Consider the following 15,887-nt stretch of genomic DNA (forward strand, 5'->3'; position numbering starts at 1 on the left):
CATGCTGCTTGAAGCGTTCCGGCTGGCACTGCACTCCATGTCGCGCAACATGATGCGCTCCTTCCTGACGATGCTGGGCATTGTCATCGGCGTCGGCGCGGTGATCGCCATGGTCACCGTCGGCAATGGCACCCGCCAGAGGGTCACCGGCGAAATCTCCAAGCTCGGGACCAATCTTCTCTTCGTGTCGCCGGGCAATCCCGAACGCCGGTCAACCCTTCCGCCGCGCCCCTTTGATATCCGTGATATCGATGCGGTCCGCGACCAGGTGCCGGGCGTGGCTGCAGTTGCGCCGCTCGGCCAGGTCTCGGGCACCGCCATCCGCGAGGGCAGCAGCCGGACCGTATCGATCGTCGGTTCCACCAATGACTACTTCACCACCATGAACTGGCAGCTTGCCACGGGCCGTAACTTCCTGGAATCGGAGGAGCGCAGCGGCCGCTCCGTCTGCATTATCGGCCCGACGGTGCAAAAGGTGCTTTTCGGCAACAGCGTGCCCGATGGCGAGCGGATCCGCATCAACCGCATTTCCTGCGAAGTCATCGGTACGCTGCTTTCCAAGGGCAAGGCGATCGATGGGCAGGATCAGGACAATATAGTCCTCATCCCGTTCCGCATGTTCCAGCGGCGTATTGCCGGCTCGACCGACGTCTCCCTGATAACGATATCGGCGAGAGATGGAGCGACGGCGCCGGTCAAGGCGGCACTTGAGGACCTGTTCAAGGAGCGCCGCAAAATCCGCCAGTCTGGCGACAGGGATTTCGAGGTGACCGATCTCAGCCAGATCCTCGGCATCGTTTCCATGACCACGGTGATCCTGACCGGGCTTTTATCGTCCATCGCTGCGGTCAGCCTGCTCGTCGGCGGCATCGGCATCATGAACATCATGCTGGTCTCCGTCACCGAGCGCACGCGTGAGATCGGCGTGCGCCTGGCCATCGGCGCGACGGAACGGCAGGTGCTGACGCAGTTTCTGGTCGAGGCCATCGTGCTTTGCCTGTTCGGCGGCCTGATCGGCATGATTATCGGGCTGGCGCTTGCCTTCACGGCGGTGACTTTGATGGGCGCGCCGTTCGTGTTCGATCCGTCGATCGTTCTTATCGCCTTCGGTTTTTCCGCCCTGATCGGTGTGCTCTTCGGCTATTTCCCGGCACGCCGTGCGGCGCGAATGAACCCCATCGATGCATTGCGCTACGAGTAATCAAATAAAATGATGTGGTCTTGAAAATACAAAATGCGGATTTTTGGTATTTACTGTTCAAAACATACGGTTAAGTCAAAGTAATTCAAAATTATCAGCAAAAATGAATTATAACAATTTGTTAGAGATGAGGATTACTATTGAGTAATAATGGAGGCGCAAATTTATTAACATGGAGGAATGTTAATGTTTGGAGATCTCATTAAAGGTGTTCTTGAGGCTGTTGCCCATCTTATCGCTGGTATACTCGGCAGCCTGCCAATCTAATATCTTCGCCCGGATGTTAAGATTTAACATCCGGGCGATTCTATCGTTTTAAAGATCTTTGCCGGACATATTTTTCAAGCGCTCTTTTCGGAGTTTCCCCCGCACTCATGGCTCCCGAGACAGGACAGCTGCGCTGTTCGTTTTTCTGTCATGGCGAAACCTGCTTTAAACATGAACGGAGAGAAAACAGTCTCAGGCGGGCAGGGACTGATGGGCGGGATCGCTGCCGGCACTTTGACCATTCTCTCTCCGAACAGTGCCCATCACGGATAGGCACTTCTACACCGCAAGCGTGTGAACGGGACTGAAATCCACACCGTTGCGGAGTGTAGTCAGACATGATCCCGGCAGGACTGGCGCCGCCGGGATCATGCATCGTCATTAGAACCGGTAGTTGAGACCGGCTTTAAGCTCGTGACTGCCGATGTCGGTCTCGCTGCGGCCGAGGTCCGATGTTGCCTTCACATTGGGTGTGCGGATGTAGTTGTATTCAACCTTGGCGGAGATGCCGCCGGCAAAGGCCCGTTCGACGCCGGCACCGACGAGATAACCGGTCTTCCAGCCGCTGGTGTCGCGCACGCCGTCACCGGAATCGAATTTGGTCATGGCCACGCCGGCCGTTCCGAAAACGAGCGTCCGGTCGAAGGTCAGGCCCGCTTTGGCCTTGGCTGCAGCACGCCATTTTTCCTCGACCTTGCCGCCAAGGACCTTGTGTTCGGCGCCGCCGAGATAGGAGCCTTCCAGTTCGGCACCGAGGACAGCCGGTCCCATCTGGTAGTTGTAGCCGCCCTGGATGCCGCCGCTCCAGCCGTTTCTGTCGGCAAAGGGGTTGGGAAACTTGGTGAAGGCGGTTCCGCCATGGGCGCCGATATAAGCACCGCTCCACTGGAATGCGGGCGGGTCAATATAGGCCGGTGCGGAATTGTAGAGATCGGCGGCTCGCGCCGACCCGGTTGATAAGGCTGCCAGCGCAAAGGCGCCGGCAAGCAAGACAGTCGTTCTCTGAGAGGACATTCGCATTACTCCAAACATACAAGCGCATGATCCACCGAACTGTCCGGCGACATGTTGATGCGCGGGTTCAACTCCTGAGAGCCTGATACACGTGGGCTGATCGTGCTCTGGTACAGGTGTCTTCCGGCGCACTGGTCGCCTGATCCATGAAATGGCCACCGAAACTGACGCAAAACCCCTGCAATCGACCACCCCATTTCCAGCAATGACTCTTGTGCCGGAAGACATGGTTTATTTTGCAATTGAAGATTGCATGCACATTGCACAGAATTGAGAAGTCGAGTATTTTATTATATATTTCAATAATTTATAATACTTTTTGTTTACGATTTCTTAAGTAAATTGGTCTTTGGGCCGATTGGGCACACCAGCGGGCAGCTACCATGTTCCGGCAAGCGCCGTGCACGCCAGAAGCACACCGGTCAGAATATTCGACAGGAAGAGCCTGAAATTCAGCTCCGGGCGCCCAAGGTCGAGACGCCAGACCTGCCAGGCCAGATGCCCGGCGATGACCGTCATTCCCATGGCATAGCCCACCGACATGCCCGACAGCCAGCCGCCCAGTGACCAGCACAGGATGGCGAAGGCGTAGGACAGGCCGATACAGGCCTTTCCTCTCCGCCCGAACAGGATGGCTGTCGACTTCAAGCCGAGGCGCGTGTCGTCTTTTACGTCCACATAGGCATAGACGGTGTCGTAACCGATCTGCCAGGCGATGGCGCCCATCCACATGAGAATGGCGGCAGCCGGGATGTGTCCTGCCACCTCGGCCCATGCCATCAGCATGCCCCAGTTGAATGCCGCGCCCAGCACCGCCTGCGGCCAGTGGGTGAAGCGCTTGCACAGCGGATAGAGGAACACGAGCGGCACGACGGCGATGGCAATCAGACGTGTATAGGGTGTCAGAAACACCAGCAGCGATGCAGCGAGCGCCAATTCGGCAAGCAGGAATGCCACGGCCTGTCCCGTGCCGATCTGGCCGCTGGCGAGGGGGCGAAAGCGTGTCCGTTCGACATGCGCGTCGAACCTGCGGTCAGCAATGTCGTTGACCGTGGAACCGGCGCTGCGCATCAGCAGGGCGCCGAGGCAAAAGACGGTGAGCTGCCAGAGCGCTGGAAATCCGTGCGCCGCCTGGATGAGTGCGGCGAGACAAGGAAACAGCGTGAGCCACACGCCGACCGGCCGGTCGAGGCGTGCAAGCCGCGTATAGGGCCGCCAGGCGGACGGCAGCCGGCGATCAACCCAGTCGCCGGGATGGATATCGCTCAGGTCAGGGCGGCTCATTGCAGGCATGCTGGACTCCCCCTTTGCAATCCCGATTGGCGATCTTATTCCGGGTTGGAACTGCCTTTCCAGCCCAATGTGAGGGCCGCAACGTCGCAGCACCGGCCGAGGGTCCAGATTAATGGGTCTGGACCTAGCCTTTCGGCGCAAGCGGCAGGGTGATACGGAAGCAGGCGCCTGCAGTCTCTTCTTCGACCACGGCCACATGCCCCTGGTGGCGCGTGACGATTTCCCGGACAAGGTTCAAGCCCAGTCCGGCGCCGCGCTCGCGCGGATGCAGCCGGTAAAACGGTTCGAATATCAATGCGCGTTCCGCGCTGGGTATGCCGGGACCCTCGTCGGCAACCTCCAGGGTGCCATCCTGCTCAACGCGAATGATGATCGCCCCGCGGTGTTCTCCGTGTTCAATGGCATTTTGCACGAGATTGGTCACGGCGCGGCCCAGCGCTCCGGAATCGCCCCGCACAATCACCCGCCTTTCCGTCGTCTCGAGGGAAAGTTCATAACCGGCAGTGATGGCAATCGGCGCGAGATCCGCAGCGACACGCTGGCAAAGCTCCACCAGATTGACGTCGTGAAACGTTTCACCGGGCTGATTGATCCTTTGCAGATCCAGCATCTGCTCCGCCAGCCCGGCGACGCGGTTTGCATCCAGCAAAAGGCGGGTGCGCAGCGCGCCGGAGGGCATGGTTTCTAGGCGCGTCTGCAGGATGGCTATCGGCGTGCGCAGTTCGTGTGCCGCGTCGATGAGAAAGCGCTGATGGCGCTGGTAACCGTCGTCGAGCCGCCCGAGCGCGCCATTGATGGCTTTGACCATCGGCTGCACCTCGACGGGTATCTTGTCTTCAGGCAGGCGCGTTCCCCGGCGGTCGATATCGATCTGTTCGGCCCGCGCTGCCACCGTTGCAATGCCGGAGAGCGCGCGGCTGACAATGATGGGAATGGCAATCAGGGCAACCAGGGTCAGCAGCAGCAGGATCGGCACCATGAACAGGTGCGACAGCAGGACGATGACAAACAGCGTACTCACCATGGAGCCATTGCCGGCAAGGATGGTGAAGTCGCCAATATCGGTGCTGACCGTGCGCACCACCACCGCCAGATTGTACGGCTCGACCGTATCGCGCATTTCGCCATAGCTGAGCCGATCGAGGACCGCGGCAAAGGGGCGGTAGGTTTCGGGCACGGCACCGCCGGTAATGACCTCGCCAGCCTTGTTGCGGGCGATGAACCAGATATTGGGCGAGGTTTGCTTGAGGGCAAGCACATCAGCCGTGTCTGTGACAACAAGCTTGCCGTCCGGATGCCGTTCTATGGCCGCGCCGATCACGTCGACACCGTCCGTATCCATGAACTTGCCGCCGAGATCAGCGCGCACCAGCAGCATGATCAGGGCGACGACAACCGCGATCAGGATGGCCGATTGCAGAAACAGGAGCTGCCATATGAGCCGCCGCTTGAGCGAACGCTTGCGGAAAAACCTCATCGTATTGTTCGAAAATCTGTGGGGAAAATGCGCATTCCCTGTTCCCGTCGCTGGACTCGTTGGGGCGCATCATAGTGCGCACCATTGCCGCAATATGACGCAAGTTGCGCCTTGTCCCCGCTGGCGCTGTCATTCCCGGAAGGGCTTAACGGGTCTTTTTCACCACGCAGACCGGACCCCGGTCCGGATGGCGCGAATCCGTGTCGACACAGGTCGCATCGTAGCGGAATGTATCGTAATAAACACCGCCGGCGCATCCTGTCAGCAGGGGAAGGCTTGCAGCCAGCGTCAAAAATACCGGTTTGAAATATTTCAGGGCGTGATGGTTCATTTCCGTCGCATCTTTCCTATATATAGCCTGTCACATGTGACACAGTGGCGTAACAATCCACTGATATTCTTTAGGAATTGGTCGAGTTAACATTCCACGAATTACAGTATTCTACGGACATCTGGTGCCTAAATAAGGCATGGTCGGGCGGACCTTTGCGATCACGTTTTCTGTGATCGCCGATAAAAGGCTTGATCGAAGATGATGGACGTATAAGTTCTGCCTTCCGATTTGTTAACCAACCATTCACGTTAGGAGCAAAGCGATGAGCACAACCGTCGGCGACTATTCATTGCCAGAAGCCATTTCCACGGCGATAGCCAATGGTACAAACATTGTTAGGGCGTTCCGCGAACAATTCGGATATTCCGTAGAGGATTTGGCCGTTGCGTGCGGTCTTACAACCCTCGAAATCGATACAATTGAGAGCGGGCAGAATTCGGACCCGACGAAATTGGAACGCATTGCCCATGCCCTCGGGCTGCCGGCAAATGCCATGACGCCTGACGTTTCAAAACGTCTAAGCGCATGAAATAACTGATTTTTTAAATCAAAAATCCAAAAGACTGCCAGAGCTAAATCCCAACTCTGGCAGTCTTTTGATTCCGGTGGCTCCCTGGCTACAGGCAGAGCAGTGCGCGCGTCAGCGGGTGCTCGCCATCGGCAAGGCCGTCAATGACATCGAAATGATGTTTGCCCGGCTCTTCCACCATATCGGCGCAGCACTCGAAGCCTGACCAGATATTGGCCAGCAGCGCACTCTGGCGCCGGAATTCCGGCCGTTCCGCACCGCCAACCCAGGCCGTCACATCAATGCCTTCCTGCGGTTCGAGCAGGGCAGGGCTCTCCAGCCGTGCCTCGACGGCATCGAGATGAAACGTTTCATTCATCCGCGTCCTCATCAGGGGGCGCAGGTCGCCGAGTGCCGATATGGGCACGGTTTTGCGGATGCGATGGCGAATCGGCTGCCCGAGCGGAGAGGTGGACGACACCATCCGCGCGACGAGCTGCCCGCCGGCCGAATGACCGGTCAGATGGATCGGGCCGGGGACTTCTGCTGCGGCATGGGTGATGGCGGTGCCAATCTGCACGGTGATGTCGCTGATGCGGGCCTGCGGACACAGCTCATAGGAGGGGATGGCAACGGCAAAGCCGTGCGTGAGCGGGCCTCTTGCCAGATGCGACCACGCCGACTTGTCGAAACTCATCCAGTATCCGCCATGCACGAACACGGCAAGGCCCTTCATCTCGCCGCGCGGCATGAAGAGATCCAGGACATTGCGCGTGTGCGGACCGTAGCTGATATCGGCCTTGAGCCGGCCGGCATCCGTCATTTCGGCGCGAAAATCCGCGGCCAGCGTTTTCCATTTCGGCGGAAAATCATTGCCGCCGGGAATATAGGCGCCGTTGGAATAGGCTGCGTCCCAGTCGATTTTCTTCATTGCAACCATGACGGTTCCCCCATCGATGCCGTTGCCCAAGCCTATCAGAGGCCGCGCCCGGCGCAAAATGCCGGGCCCGTCAGGCGGATGCCTATTCCCGCACCTTTTCGCGAATCTGCGTGCCCGAGCCGGACTTGCGCAGGTTCGGCAGGGCCAGCATGAGCAGAACGAATGCGCCGGTGGCGAACTTCAGATCGGCGGGGGCAAGGCCAAGCGTCAGGCAGAAGGAGATCAGCTGGTAATAGACGATCGAACCGACCACGGGCGCCATGACCTGACGCAGGATCGTTTGCCGTCCGGTGACCGCTTCGCCGATGATCAGTGCGGCAAGGCCGTTGATCAGGATGCCGAAGCCCATATTGACGTCGACGAAGCCCTGGGTCTGTACCATGATGCTGCCGCCGGTTGCCGAAAGCGCACTGGCAACGCCGACACCCATGATGGTGGCGATGCCGACATTGATGCCCTGTGCTTCCGCCATGTCGGGGCTTGCGCCGACGGCACGCATCGACGTGCCTTTTTCAGACATGAAGAAATACAGCATCAGGCCGACAACCAGGGCAATCAGCGCGCCGACGATCAGGATTTTCACCCAGGGAACGTTGGCCGAAGGGCCGGCAAGAATGGTGAAGACGGTGTCATAAGTGAAGAGCGGAATGTTTGTGCGGCCCATGATGCGCAGATTGATGCTGTAGAGCATCGTCATGACCAGAATGCCGGCGAGCAGCGTGTTGATCTTGAAGCGCAGATGGATGAACGCCGTGGTGCAACCGGCAAGGAAGCCGCAGACCAGCGCTACACCGCAGGCAAGGAACGGATTGACGCCCATGCTGATCAGCGTGCCGCAGACGCAGCCGCCGAGCGGAAATGCGCCTTCCGACGTCAGGTCCGGGAAATTCAGAATGCGAAACGGCAGCATCACGCCGAGCACCACGAAGGCGACGATCAGGCTCTGCGCTATCGTGACGGGGATGAGACCGTAGAAACTGGTAAGAATGTCCAGCATGCTGCTCAACTCCCCTGCAATGCGATGGCGTCGGATTTGGTGTGAAACCGGTCGATGAGGTCGGGTACGGTGATACCGCGTTTCTCTTCCTGTCCGATCTCCAGCAGAACCTTGCCCGCATCCATCATGACGATCTTGTTTCCGTACTTGATCGCATGTTCCATATTGTGCGTGACCATCAGCGTGGTCAGCTTCAGTTCCTCGACGGCGCGCACGGTGGTGTCCATCACCAGCTTGGCGGTGCGCGGATCGAGCGCGGCCGTATGCTCGTCGAGCAGCAGCAGTTTGGGCCGGGTCGACACCGCCATCACCAGGGACAGGGACTGGCGCTGGCCGCCGGACAAAAGCCCGACCGGCATGTCCAGCCGGTTCTCCAGGCCGAGATTGAGTTCGGAAAGCTGCTCGCGGTACCGGGCCTTGCGCGGCGTGGTCAGCCCGTAGGAGAAGCCGCGCGGCTTGCCGCGCAGTTCGGCCAGCAGCATGTTCTCGCCGATGGTCATGGTCGGCGCCGTGCCGATCATCGGGTCCTGGAACACGCGGGCAATGAATTGGGCGCGGCGATGCGCGTTGAGCTTGGTGACATCCTGCCCGTCAATGCTGATGCGTCCGGCATCGAGCGGCAGCTTGCCGGAGACGGCATTGAGAAAACTGGACTTGCCCGCGCCATTGCTGCCGATGACGATGCAGAAGTCTGCCGGTTTGAGCGCGATGTTCAAGCCGTCAAGCGCCCGGCGTTCATCCAGCGTGCCGCGATAAAAAATCTTTGTGCCGCCCGTTACGGCAAGCATGTCGGTGGTCATGTTTGAGCCCCTCAAACCAGGACGAAACGCCCCGTGTCAAAAGTTCCTGCGCCTGTGATGGCGCAGGAACTATATGTTTGCAGACGATAGGAGAAGGCTTATTTGACGAAACAGCCGCAATCCTTGAAGGAATCCGGGGCTTTGTGCCCAGCTTTTTCCAGAACCTTCTCATTGATCAGTGCCGTGTGATCCGCATAGGACGGCTTGATCGGTGCGAGGGTGGCGACGGATTTGCCGGCAATGATCTCGGCGGCAAGCTTGGCGGCGTTCTGGCCAACCTTGGTGTAGGACACTTCGAAGGCAGCGGCGACAAGCCCGTCGCGCACGGCCTGGGCCGAGGCATTGACGATCGGGATATTGATGCTGAGCGCTGCGGCGGCAACAGCAGGAACGGCCGGCTGCACCAGGTTCGAGGCCGGTACGTAAATGACATCGGCCTTGCCGGCCAGCGAGCTTACGCGCATCGGAATGTCATTGGTGTTGTCGAGACCGACTTCGACGACGGTCAGGCCCTGGGCGGCCGCGGCTTCCTTGATCAGCTTCAGCACGGCAACGTCATTGTCTTCGCCCGGATTGTAGAGATAGGCGAGACGCTTGGCATCGGGCAGCAGCTGCTTGATGAACTTGACGACGGAATTGACATCCTGCAGGTCGGACGCGCCGGTCATGTTCTTGTCGCCGGCCTCCCAGGACGGGGTCAGCTTGGCGACGACCGGATCGGTGACGGCGGCGAAAACAACCGGCGTGCCGGTGTTGCCGACGATCTGGCGGGCGCCCTGTGCCACCGGCGTGGTGACGGCGAGGATCAGCTTCGGATTGGCTGAAGCCAGTTTTGTCACCATTTGCGGGATGAGCGTCGCATCGAAATTCACCTGCAGCTCATCGAAAACCGCATCGGCAATGCCAAGCTTGACCAGCTCGGCCTTGAAAGCGGTAACGGTTTCGTCCAGCTGCGGATGCTTGCCGAACTGCGCAATGCCGATCTTCGTCTCCGCATAGGCTGCGCTGAGCCCAAGCCCCATTCCCAGTGCTGCAGCAAGCGCTGTCCGCACGACGTGTTTCACACCGATCATCGATTGTTCTCCATTTTTTGTTGGCTTTTTATTGGCCTCGCCTCCTCAGGCTTGAAAATAATATAACAAACGTGAAATGATATACAAACAGAAAATGGCAAAGGCCGAGGGAACGCAATGGCCGAAAGCATCAAGTCGGAAAACCTCTATGCAGCGTTGCGCTCGCGCATCCTGAACGGCGACCTGCAGCCAGGGCAATCCCTGCGCCTGCGCACGCTGGCGGCCGAACTCGGCAGCAGTGCCACGCCGGTCCGGGAAGCGCTGAACCGGCTGCAGGCGGAGAGCTTTGTGACCACCGAGGCCAACAAGGGCTTTCGCGTGGCCATCGTCACCCTGGAGGAACTGCAGGATCTCGAAGCGGCGCGCTCCGTCATCGAAACCCAGCTTCTCGTCAGTTCCATAGAGAATGGCGACCGGGACTGGGAAGCCAATCTTGTCGGGGCCCATTACCGCTTGTCGACCTGCGAGGTGCCCAATTCCTTTTCCCAGTTCGAGGCGATCGATATCTGGGACATCGCCCACACCGAATTTCACATGGCGCTCATCGCCGGGGCGTCATCCAAGTGGCTGCTCAACTTTGCCCAGCAGCTGCATGCACAGCTGCACCGCTATCGCCGCCACATCATCCTGCGGATCGATCACCTGACCCGCGTTGCGCAGGAAAACAGCGACAAATCGCTTGGCAACCTGTCGCGTGAAGCGCTGGGGATCGATGCCCATACCGCGCTGATGGAAGCGGCGCTGGCCCGTGACAAGGCCAGGGCGGCGGCCTTGATGCTGGACCATGTGCGGCTTGCCAAGGACGCCTTTCTGAAACTCGCCAAAGCCAGTGGCATCGCCGGATTCGATACGGCTGCCTGACAGATCAAAGAGAAGAGTGACGATGACAAGGATCAATGCAACACAGTCGGACGCGACGGATCCCCTGCGCCATTTCCGCGAGCGGTTCGATCTGCCGGATGGGGTGATTTACCTCGATGGCAATTCACTGGGCGCCCTGCCGAAGACGGTGAAAGCCCGCGTGGCCCATACAATCAGCGAGGAATGGGGCACTCAGCTCATCCGCAGCTGGAACACGGCGGGCTGGGTGCATCTGCCGCAAAAGGTCGGCGGCAGGATCGGCCGCCTGATCGGGGCGCAGGAGAATTCTGTCGTGGCTGCGGACAGCACCTCCATCAACCTGTTCAAGGTGCTGTCCGCCGCGCTCAGCCTCAATCCCGGCCGCAGCAAGATTGTCTCGGAACGGGAGAATTTCCCGACCGATCTCTATATCGCCGAGGGCGTTGCCAGGCAGATCGGCCAGGGCCACCGGCTGGTTCTGGCTGACAAACCTGCCGATATCCCGGCGATGCTGGCGGACGACGTTGCGGTTCTCATGCTCACCCACGTGAACTATCGCACGGGCTATCGCCATGACATGGCCGCGATCACCGAAGCGGCGCATGACAAGGGCATTCTCGTCATCTGGGATCTCGCCCATTCCGCCGGTGCCATGGCGGTGGATCTCACGGGTGCGGACGCGGATTTTGCCATTGGCTGCGGTTACAAATATCTCAATGGCGGTCCCGGTGCCCCGGCGTTTCTCTATGTCAATCCGCGCCATCACGGCGGCTTTCGCCAGCCGCTGTCCGGTTGGTTCGGGCATCGCGCGCCCTTCGCCTTCGAGGCGTCCTATGCGCCGTCGAACAGCATTGACCAGTATCTGTGCGGCACGCCCTCCGTGCTTGGCATGGTGGCGATGGATGAGGCGCTGGCGCTGTGGGACGAGGTAGACATGGATGCGCTGCGGGCCAAGTCCGTGGCGCTGTGCGATTTCTTCATTCAGGAAGTCGACAGTTTTGCCGGAGAATTCGGCCTGACGCTGGTCACGCCGCGCCAGGCCGATCAGCGCGGCAGCCAGGTCTCCTATTCCTGCGACAATGGCTATGCCATCATGCAGGCACTGATTGCCCGCGGCGTCATCGGTGATTTCCGCGCACCCGATATCATCCGCTTCGGCTTTACGCCGCTGTATCTCAGCTTTGCCGAAGTGTCCGAAGCGGTTGCCATCCTGCGGGATATTCTGTCCACGCGGGCCTGGGATGCGCCGAAATACAAGGTGAGGGAGGCCGTCACATGAGCCGCACACCCTACAACCCGGAGACGGAAGGCGCGCAGATGTCCTTCGACGGGCGCATGTCCTATGGTGACTACCTGCGCCTCGACAAGATTTTGACGGCACAGGCGCCGCTCTCCCATGCCCATGACGAGATGCTGTTCATCGTGCAGCACCAGGCGTCGGAAATCTGGATGCGGCTGGTCATCCATGAGCTGATGTCGGTCTGCGAACACATTGCCAAGGACGATCTCGCGCCGTCATTCAAGATGCTGAGCCGCGTCTCGCGCATTCTCGACCAGCTGAACTCCGCCTGGGACGTGCTCCGGACCATGACGCCGAGCGAGTACACGACCTTCCGCGAGGCGCTTGGCATGTCCTCGGGCTTCCAGTCGTTCCAGTACCGGGCCATCGAGTTTCTGGCCGGCAACAAGAATGCCGCCATGATGCGCCCGCACGTGCACAGACCCGAGATTCATGCCTGGCTTGAGGGTATTCTGCGTGCGCCCAGCATCTACGACCAGTCGATCCGCCTGCTGGCGCGCAAGGGCTTTGCCATCGACGCGGCGGTGCTGGAGCGGGATTGTGCGCTGCCCTACGAGGCGAACGACAGCGTGCGCGATGCCTGGCTCGTGGTCTACCGCGCGCCGGAGGCCCATTGGCCGCTCTATGAACTGGCGGAAAAGCTGGTGGATTTCGAGGACTATTTCCGCCGATGGCGGTTCAACCACGTCACCACGGTGGAGCGCATCATCGGCTTCAAGACCGGCACGGGCGGAACATCCGGCGTCAACTACCTGCGCAAGATGCTCGATGTCGTGCTGTTTCCGGAATTGTGGAGCATGCGGACCGAGCTGTAAGCGCGGCCCGCGGCGACTCAGGCGGCGAATTTGTCGATGGCAACGCAGTCCATCGCCGACTTGGCGTGAATGTGGTTGCTGTGGGCAAAGCCATGCTTGGCAATGGCCGCCAGATCGTCGTCCGGCTTGATCGGCCGTGACCACCAGTTGTCGTTGAGCACCCAGCCCTGGGCGGTGGCGCTTTCAACCTCCTGGCTGTCGGGGCGCAGCACGCAGGACTCATGCATGATTCGGGCATTGGGGGAGCGCCTGTTCATCATCTTGCGGCCTTCGGCGAGGGCAGTGGCCTCGTCTTCGGCAATGACAAGCTGATGAAACAGATGACGTGTCTGTTTGTACTTGGTCAGATAGGCGAATTTGACTTGATACGCTGGCACTTCATTCTCCTGTACCAAAGACTCAGTCGTTAACCATTTATTAATATTGGCGCTTGACACGGTTTTTTCAAGGAGAGCCGGGTTTTATACAGATTTATTTGCATGCGGTTATCCCTATCCGCACTTTCATCAACATATTGTTTTGAAACGATAAAACGAATTTGTTCCATGGCCGAAATAAAAAGCCGTCCTGACCTCGGGTCAGAACGGCGCAAGAATGGCGTCAATCGGCTTGACGCGGATCAGCCATAAACGAGCTTGTCCTGCCGTTGTCTGAGTTCGACGATTTTCGAGCCGGGGATGGGGGCGGCGTTGGCGCTGGTGATGAGCGCGCCCTTGGCGATGGGTGCCGTCACCGTGCCGCCCTGGAGAAGGCCGCAGGGGATGGCTCCGGCGGCGCGCGCTTCCGGCGCCGTCATGATCCAGGCGCGGTAGCAATATTCGCCGATCGCATCGAGCGTGTCGCCAACCTTCAGGTCCTTCTTCGCCACCGCGCAGACTTCCGCGACGGGCTTGGCCAAAGGCACCATGTCGGCCTTGCCGTAGAGCACGACGCGCGCGCAGGTCAGCGGCACTTCCAGCGAGGTCAGGTGATAGGGCCGGTGGAAGGTGAAATACGGGCCCTTGCCCATCTTCAGATCCTCCATCCGCTCCGAAATGCGCGGATGCGACATGTCGGCAACGACGAACACGCCCGGCGCCACGCCCTTGCCGATGGAATAGTCGACAACGCCAACGCGCGACAACAGCCCGCCATCCCTCTGCGGGATCAGCGTCTTGTTCAATTGGTCCAGCGTGGCGGCGGGGCCGTGCATGCCCGCTCTGTCGGGCACGAGACCCGTGGCATTGGCGATGGCCGCCATTTCCACCATGGTCTTCGAGCCGTCGACGAATTCCACCAGCATGCGCACATTCATGTGGCGGCGCGCCGCCTCTTCCTGGTAATCGTCGGGAATGGCGTCGATGTTGAGCGGATTGTTCTTGCCCTTGCCGGCGGCCACGATCGGATGGCCCATGGCCGAGACGAATTCGATCAGCTCCATGCAGGAGGACGGCTCGTCGCCCGCGCCGAGCGAATAGGTGACGCCCAGGCGGTCCGCCTCGCTTTTGAGGTACGCGCCGATGGTCACGTCAGCCTCGACATTCATCATCACGAGATGCTTGCCGTGCTCCATGGCGCGAAGGCCGATCTCGGCCCCGACCGCCGGAACGCCGGTCGCATCGATCACCACGTCGATGAGGCCGTTTTCGAGGATGAGGTCGGCATTGCCGGTGACGGCGATCTTGCCGCCCTCCATTGCCGCGGTCAGGGCCGAGGCGGTGCTCACTTCCTTGGCATGGCCGGGTTCCCGGTAGGCGATGTCGACGGCTTTGAGCGCATTGGGCAGGTTCAGTTCGGAAATCGCGCCGATCTCGACGCCCGGCATATGCGCCACCCGCGTGACGATGTCCGTGCCCATCTCGCCCGAGCCGATCAGCCCGATGCGGATCGGACGACCCGCATCCGCCCGCGCCTGCATGTCCCGCGCCAGTCCCGTCAATGCTACATTGCTCGCCATGCTGAAATCGCTCCTCAAAAGGCAGTTTTGCATTCCGGCATAGGACGGGAGCGGGCGCTTGGCAACAGGTTAGCGGTTGAAGAAGCGGAATTCCGTGTGCTGCCGGTAGGTCTCGCCGGGCCGCAGCACGGTCCTTGGAAAATGCGGCTGGTTGGGGCTGTCGGGAAAGTGCTGGGCTTCCAGGCACAGGCCCGCATGCGCGCCGTAACGCCTGCCGCCAAGGCCGGTCAGCGACGGATCGATCATGCGGCCGTCATAGAACTGCAGGCCGGGTTCGCTGGTATGGACCTGCAATTCGAGGCCATTATCCGCGGCGAGCGACGCGGCATGGCGCAGCCCGTCCCCGGCCGCGCCGCTCAACACAAAATTGTGGTCATAGGCCGTGGACGGGTGCGCACCGATCCGGCGTGACGCGCGAAAGTCGAAGGGCGTCGCGTCGACCGGCAGGATGTCGCCGGTCGGAATGAGGCCGTCCGAGACCGGCGTGTAGCTGCCGGCGAAAATCTGCAGCCGGTGGCCGCGGATATCGTCCGACCCGTCGAGGTTGAAATAGCTGTGCTGGGCGAAGCTGGCGACCGTCGGCGCATCGGTTGCTGCCTCGATGTCCATGCGCAGCGTCGAATCCGCAGTGAAGCTGTAGGTGCAGCGCACCTCCATTGCGCCGGGAAACCCCTGATCGCCATCGGGCAGCCGCAAGGCGAGCGTGACCGACGAGGCGCTCCAGCCGGTGATGGCCCACAGGCGTTGCGACGTGCCCATCGCGCCGCCGTGCAGGGTCTGCTTCCCTCCTTCATTGCGGTCGAGCTGGTATTCCCGGCCGTCAAGGGTAAAGCGGCCATGGGCGATCCTGTTGGCATAGCGTCCGACCAGCGCGCCGAAGTAGGGCGACCGGGCCGGATAGGGATCGAAGCGGTCGAAGCCGAGCACCACCCGTTGCGGCGTGCCGTCCGTAAGGGGGATGTGCAGGTCACGGATGACCGCGCCCCAATTGAGCACATGCGCCAGCGCCCCCGACGGCGACTGAATCGTCGCCTGGAACACCGGTTCCCCGGCAAACAGGGCGAAGGGCTGGGGCCCGAGCAGCGCGCGCAC

At 60.3% G+C, this 15,887-nt stretch carries 16 protein-coding genes; 5 read left to right on the forward strand and 11 right to left on the reverse strand.

Going from position 1 to position 15,887, the window contains the following annotated elements:
- Window position 1 precedes the first annotated feature (1 nt).
- Window positions 2-1,201 (forward strand): ABC transporter permease, encoded by a 1,200-nt coding sequence (locus C5750_RS08115; RefSeq protein ID WP_105733369.1) that lies wholly within the window; start codon window positions 2-4, stop codon window positions 1,199-1,201.
- A gap of 648 nt (window positions 1,202-1,849) precedes the next feature.
- On the opposite strand, the gene C5750_RS08120 is transcribed toward C5750_RS08115, so the two are convergent.
- The 4 genes from C5750_RS08120 to C5750_RS08135 form a co-directional block, all read right to left on the reverse strand.
- A complete protein-coding gene (locus C5750_RS08120) occupies window positions 1,850-2,482 on the reverse strand; it encodes an outer membrane protein (RefSeq protein WP_105733370.1) in 633 nt (210 codons plus the stop codon).
- 378 nt (window positions 2,483-2,860) lie between these two features.
- Entirely contained in the window at window positions 2,861-3,775 is a 915-nt protein-coding gene (ubiA, locus tag C5750_RS08125) for a 4-hydroxybenzoate octaprenyltransferase (RefSeq protein WP_105733371.1), read from the reverse strand.
- A 124-nt stretch (window positions 3,776-3,899) separates the two neighbouring features.
- Entirely contained in the window at window positions 3,900-5,252 is a 1,353-nt protein-coding gene (locus C5750_RS08130) for a sensor histidine kinase (RefSeq protein ID WP_105733372.1), read from the reverse strand.
- A 145-nt stretch (window positions 5,253-5,397) separates the two neighbouring features.
- Complete coding sequence (locus C5750_RS08135) at window positions 5,398-5,583, reverse strand: hypothetical protein (protein ID WP_105733373.1); 186 nt, start codon at window positions 5,581-5,583, stop codon at window positions 5,398-5,400.
- 265 nt (window positions 5,584-5,848) lie between these two features.
- On the opposite strand from C5750_RS08135, the gene C5750_RS08140 reads away from it, so the two are divergent.
- Window positions 5,849-6,115: a helix-turn-helix domain-containing protein gene (locus C5750_RS08140; protein WP_105733374.1), complete on the forward strand. Its 267-nt coding sequence runs from the start codon at window positions 5,849-5,851 to the stop codon at window positions 6,113-6,115.
- A gap of 88 nt (window positions 6,116-6,203) precedes the next feature.
- Here C5750_RS08140 and C5750_RS08145 read toward each other — a convergent pair whose 3' ends face one another.
- From C5750_RS08145 to C5750_RS08160, 4 genes are all read right to left on the reverse strand, one after another.
- On the reverse strand, window positions 6,204-7,034 hold the full coding sequence (locus C5750_RS08145; RefSeq protein ID WP_105733851.1) for an alpha/beta hydrolase: 831 nt from the start codon (window positions 7,032-7,034) through the stop codon (window positions 6,204-6,206).
- A gap of 82 nt (window positions 7,035-7,116) precedes the next feature.
- Window positions 7,117-8,031, reverse strand: a complete 915-nt coding sequence (locus tag C5750_RS08150; protein ID WP_105733375.1) for an ABC transporter permease — start codon at window positions 8,029-8,031, stop codon at window positions 7,117-7,119.
- A gap of 5 nt (window positions 8,032-8,036) precedes the next feature.
- A complete protein-coding gene (locus C5750_RS08155; RefSeq protein ID WP_105733852.1) occupies window positions 8,037-8,819 on the reverse strand; it encodes an ABC transporter ATP-binding protein in 783 nt (260 codons plus the stop codon).
- A gap of 110 nt (window positions 8,820-8,929) precedes the next feature.
- Window positions 8,930-9,904 carry an ABC transporter substrate-binding protein gene (locus C5750_RS08160; protein WP_105733376.1) on the reverse strand — a complete coding sequence of 325 codons (975 nt, stop codon included), beginning with the start codon at window positions 9,902-9,904 and terminating at the stop codon, window positions 8,930-8,932.
- 117 nt (window positions 9,905-10,021) lie between these two features.
- On the opposite strand from C5750_RS08160, the gene C5750_RS08165 reads away from it, so the two are divergent.
- From C5750_RS08165 to kynA, 3 genes are read left to right on the forward strand one after another with little or no spacing between them, the layout of a single operon-like run.
- Entirely contained in the window at window positions 10,022-10,765 is a 744-nt protein-coding gene (locus C5750_RS08165) for a GntR family transcriptional regulator (RefSeq protein ID WP_105733377.1), read from the forward strand.
- 22 nt (window positions 10,766-10,787) lie between these two features.
- A complete protein-coding gene (gene kynU, locus C5750_RS08170) occupies window positions 10,788-12,023 on the forward strand; it encodes a kynureninase (protein WP_105733378.1) in 1,236 nt (411 codons plus the stop codon).
- On the forward strand, window positions 12,020-12,859 hold the full coding sequence (gene kynA, locus C5750_RS08175) for a tryptophan 2,3-dioxygenase (protein WP_105733379.1): 840 nt from the start codon (window positions 12,020-12,022) through the stop codon (window positions 12,857-12,859). Before kynU ends, kynA begins: the two co-directional genes overlap by 4 nt.
- Before the next feature lie 17 nt (window positions 12,860-12,876).
- Here kynA and C5750_RS08180 read toward each other — a convergent pair whose 3' ends face one another.
- From C5750_RS08180 to C5750_RS08190, 3 genes are all read right to left on the reverse strand, one after another.
- On the reverse strand, window positions 12,877-13,236 hold the full coding sequence (locus C5750_RS08180; RefSeq protein WP_105733380.1) for a hypothetical protein: 360 nt from the start codon (window positions 13,234-13,236) through the stop codon (window positions 12,877-12,879).
- 242 nt (window positions 13,237-13,478) lie between these two features.
- Window positions 13,479-14,795, reverse strand: a complete 1,317-nt coding sequence (locus tag C5750_RS08185; protein ID WP_105733381.1) for an NAD(P)H-dependent oxidoreductase — start codon at window positions 14,793-14,795, stop codon at window positions 13,479-13,481.
- Window positions 14,796-14,864: 69 nt separating this feature from the next.
- Window positions 14,865-15,887, reverse strand: coding sequence for an aldose epimerase family protein (locus C5750_RS08190; RefSeq protein ID WP_245421072.1), 1,023 nt, complete (start codon window positions 15,885-15,887; stop codon window positions 14,865-14,867).

This window comes from Phyllobacterium myrsinacearum, assembly GCF_002980555.1.
GTDB classification, from domain to species: domain Bacteria; phylum Pseudomonadota; class Alphaproteobacteria; order Rhizobiales; family Rhizobiaceae; genus Phyllobacterium; species Phyllobacterium myrsinacearum.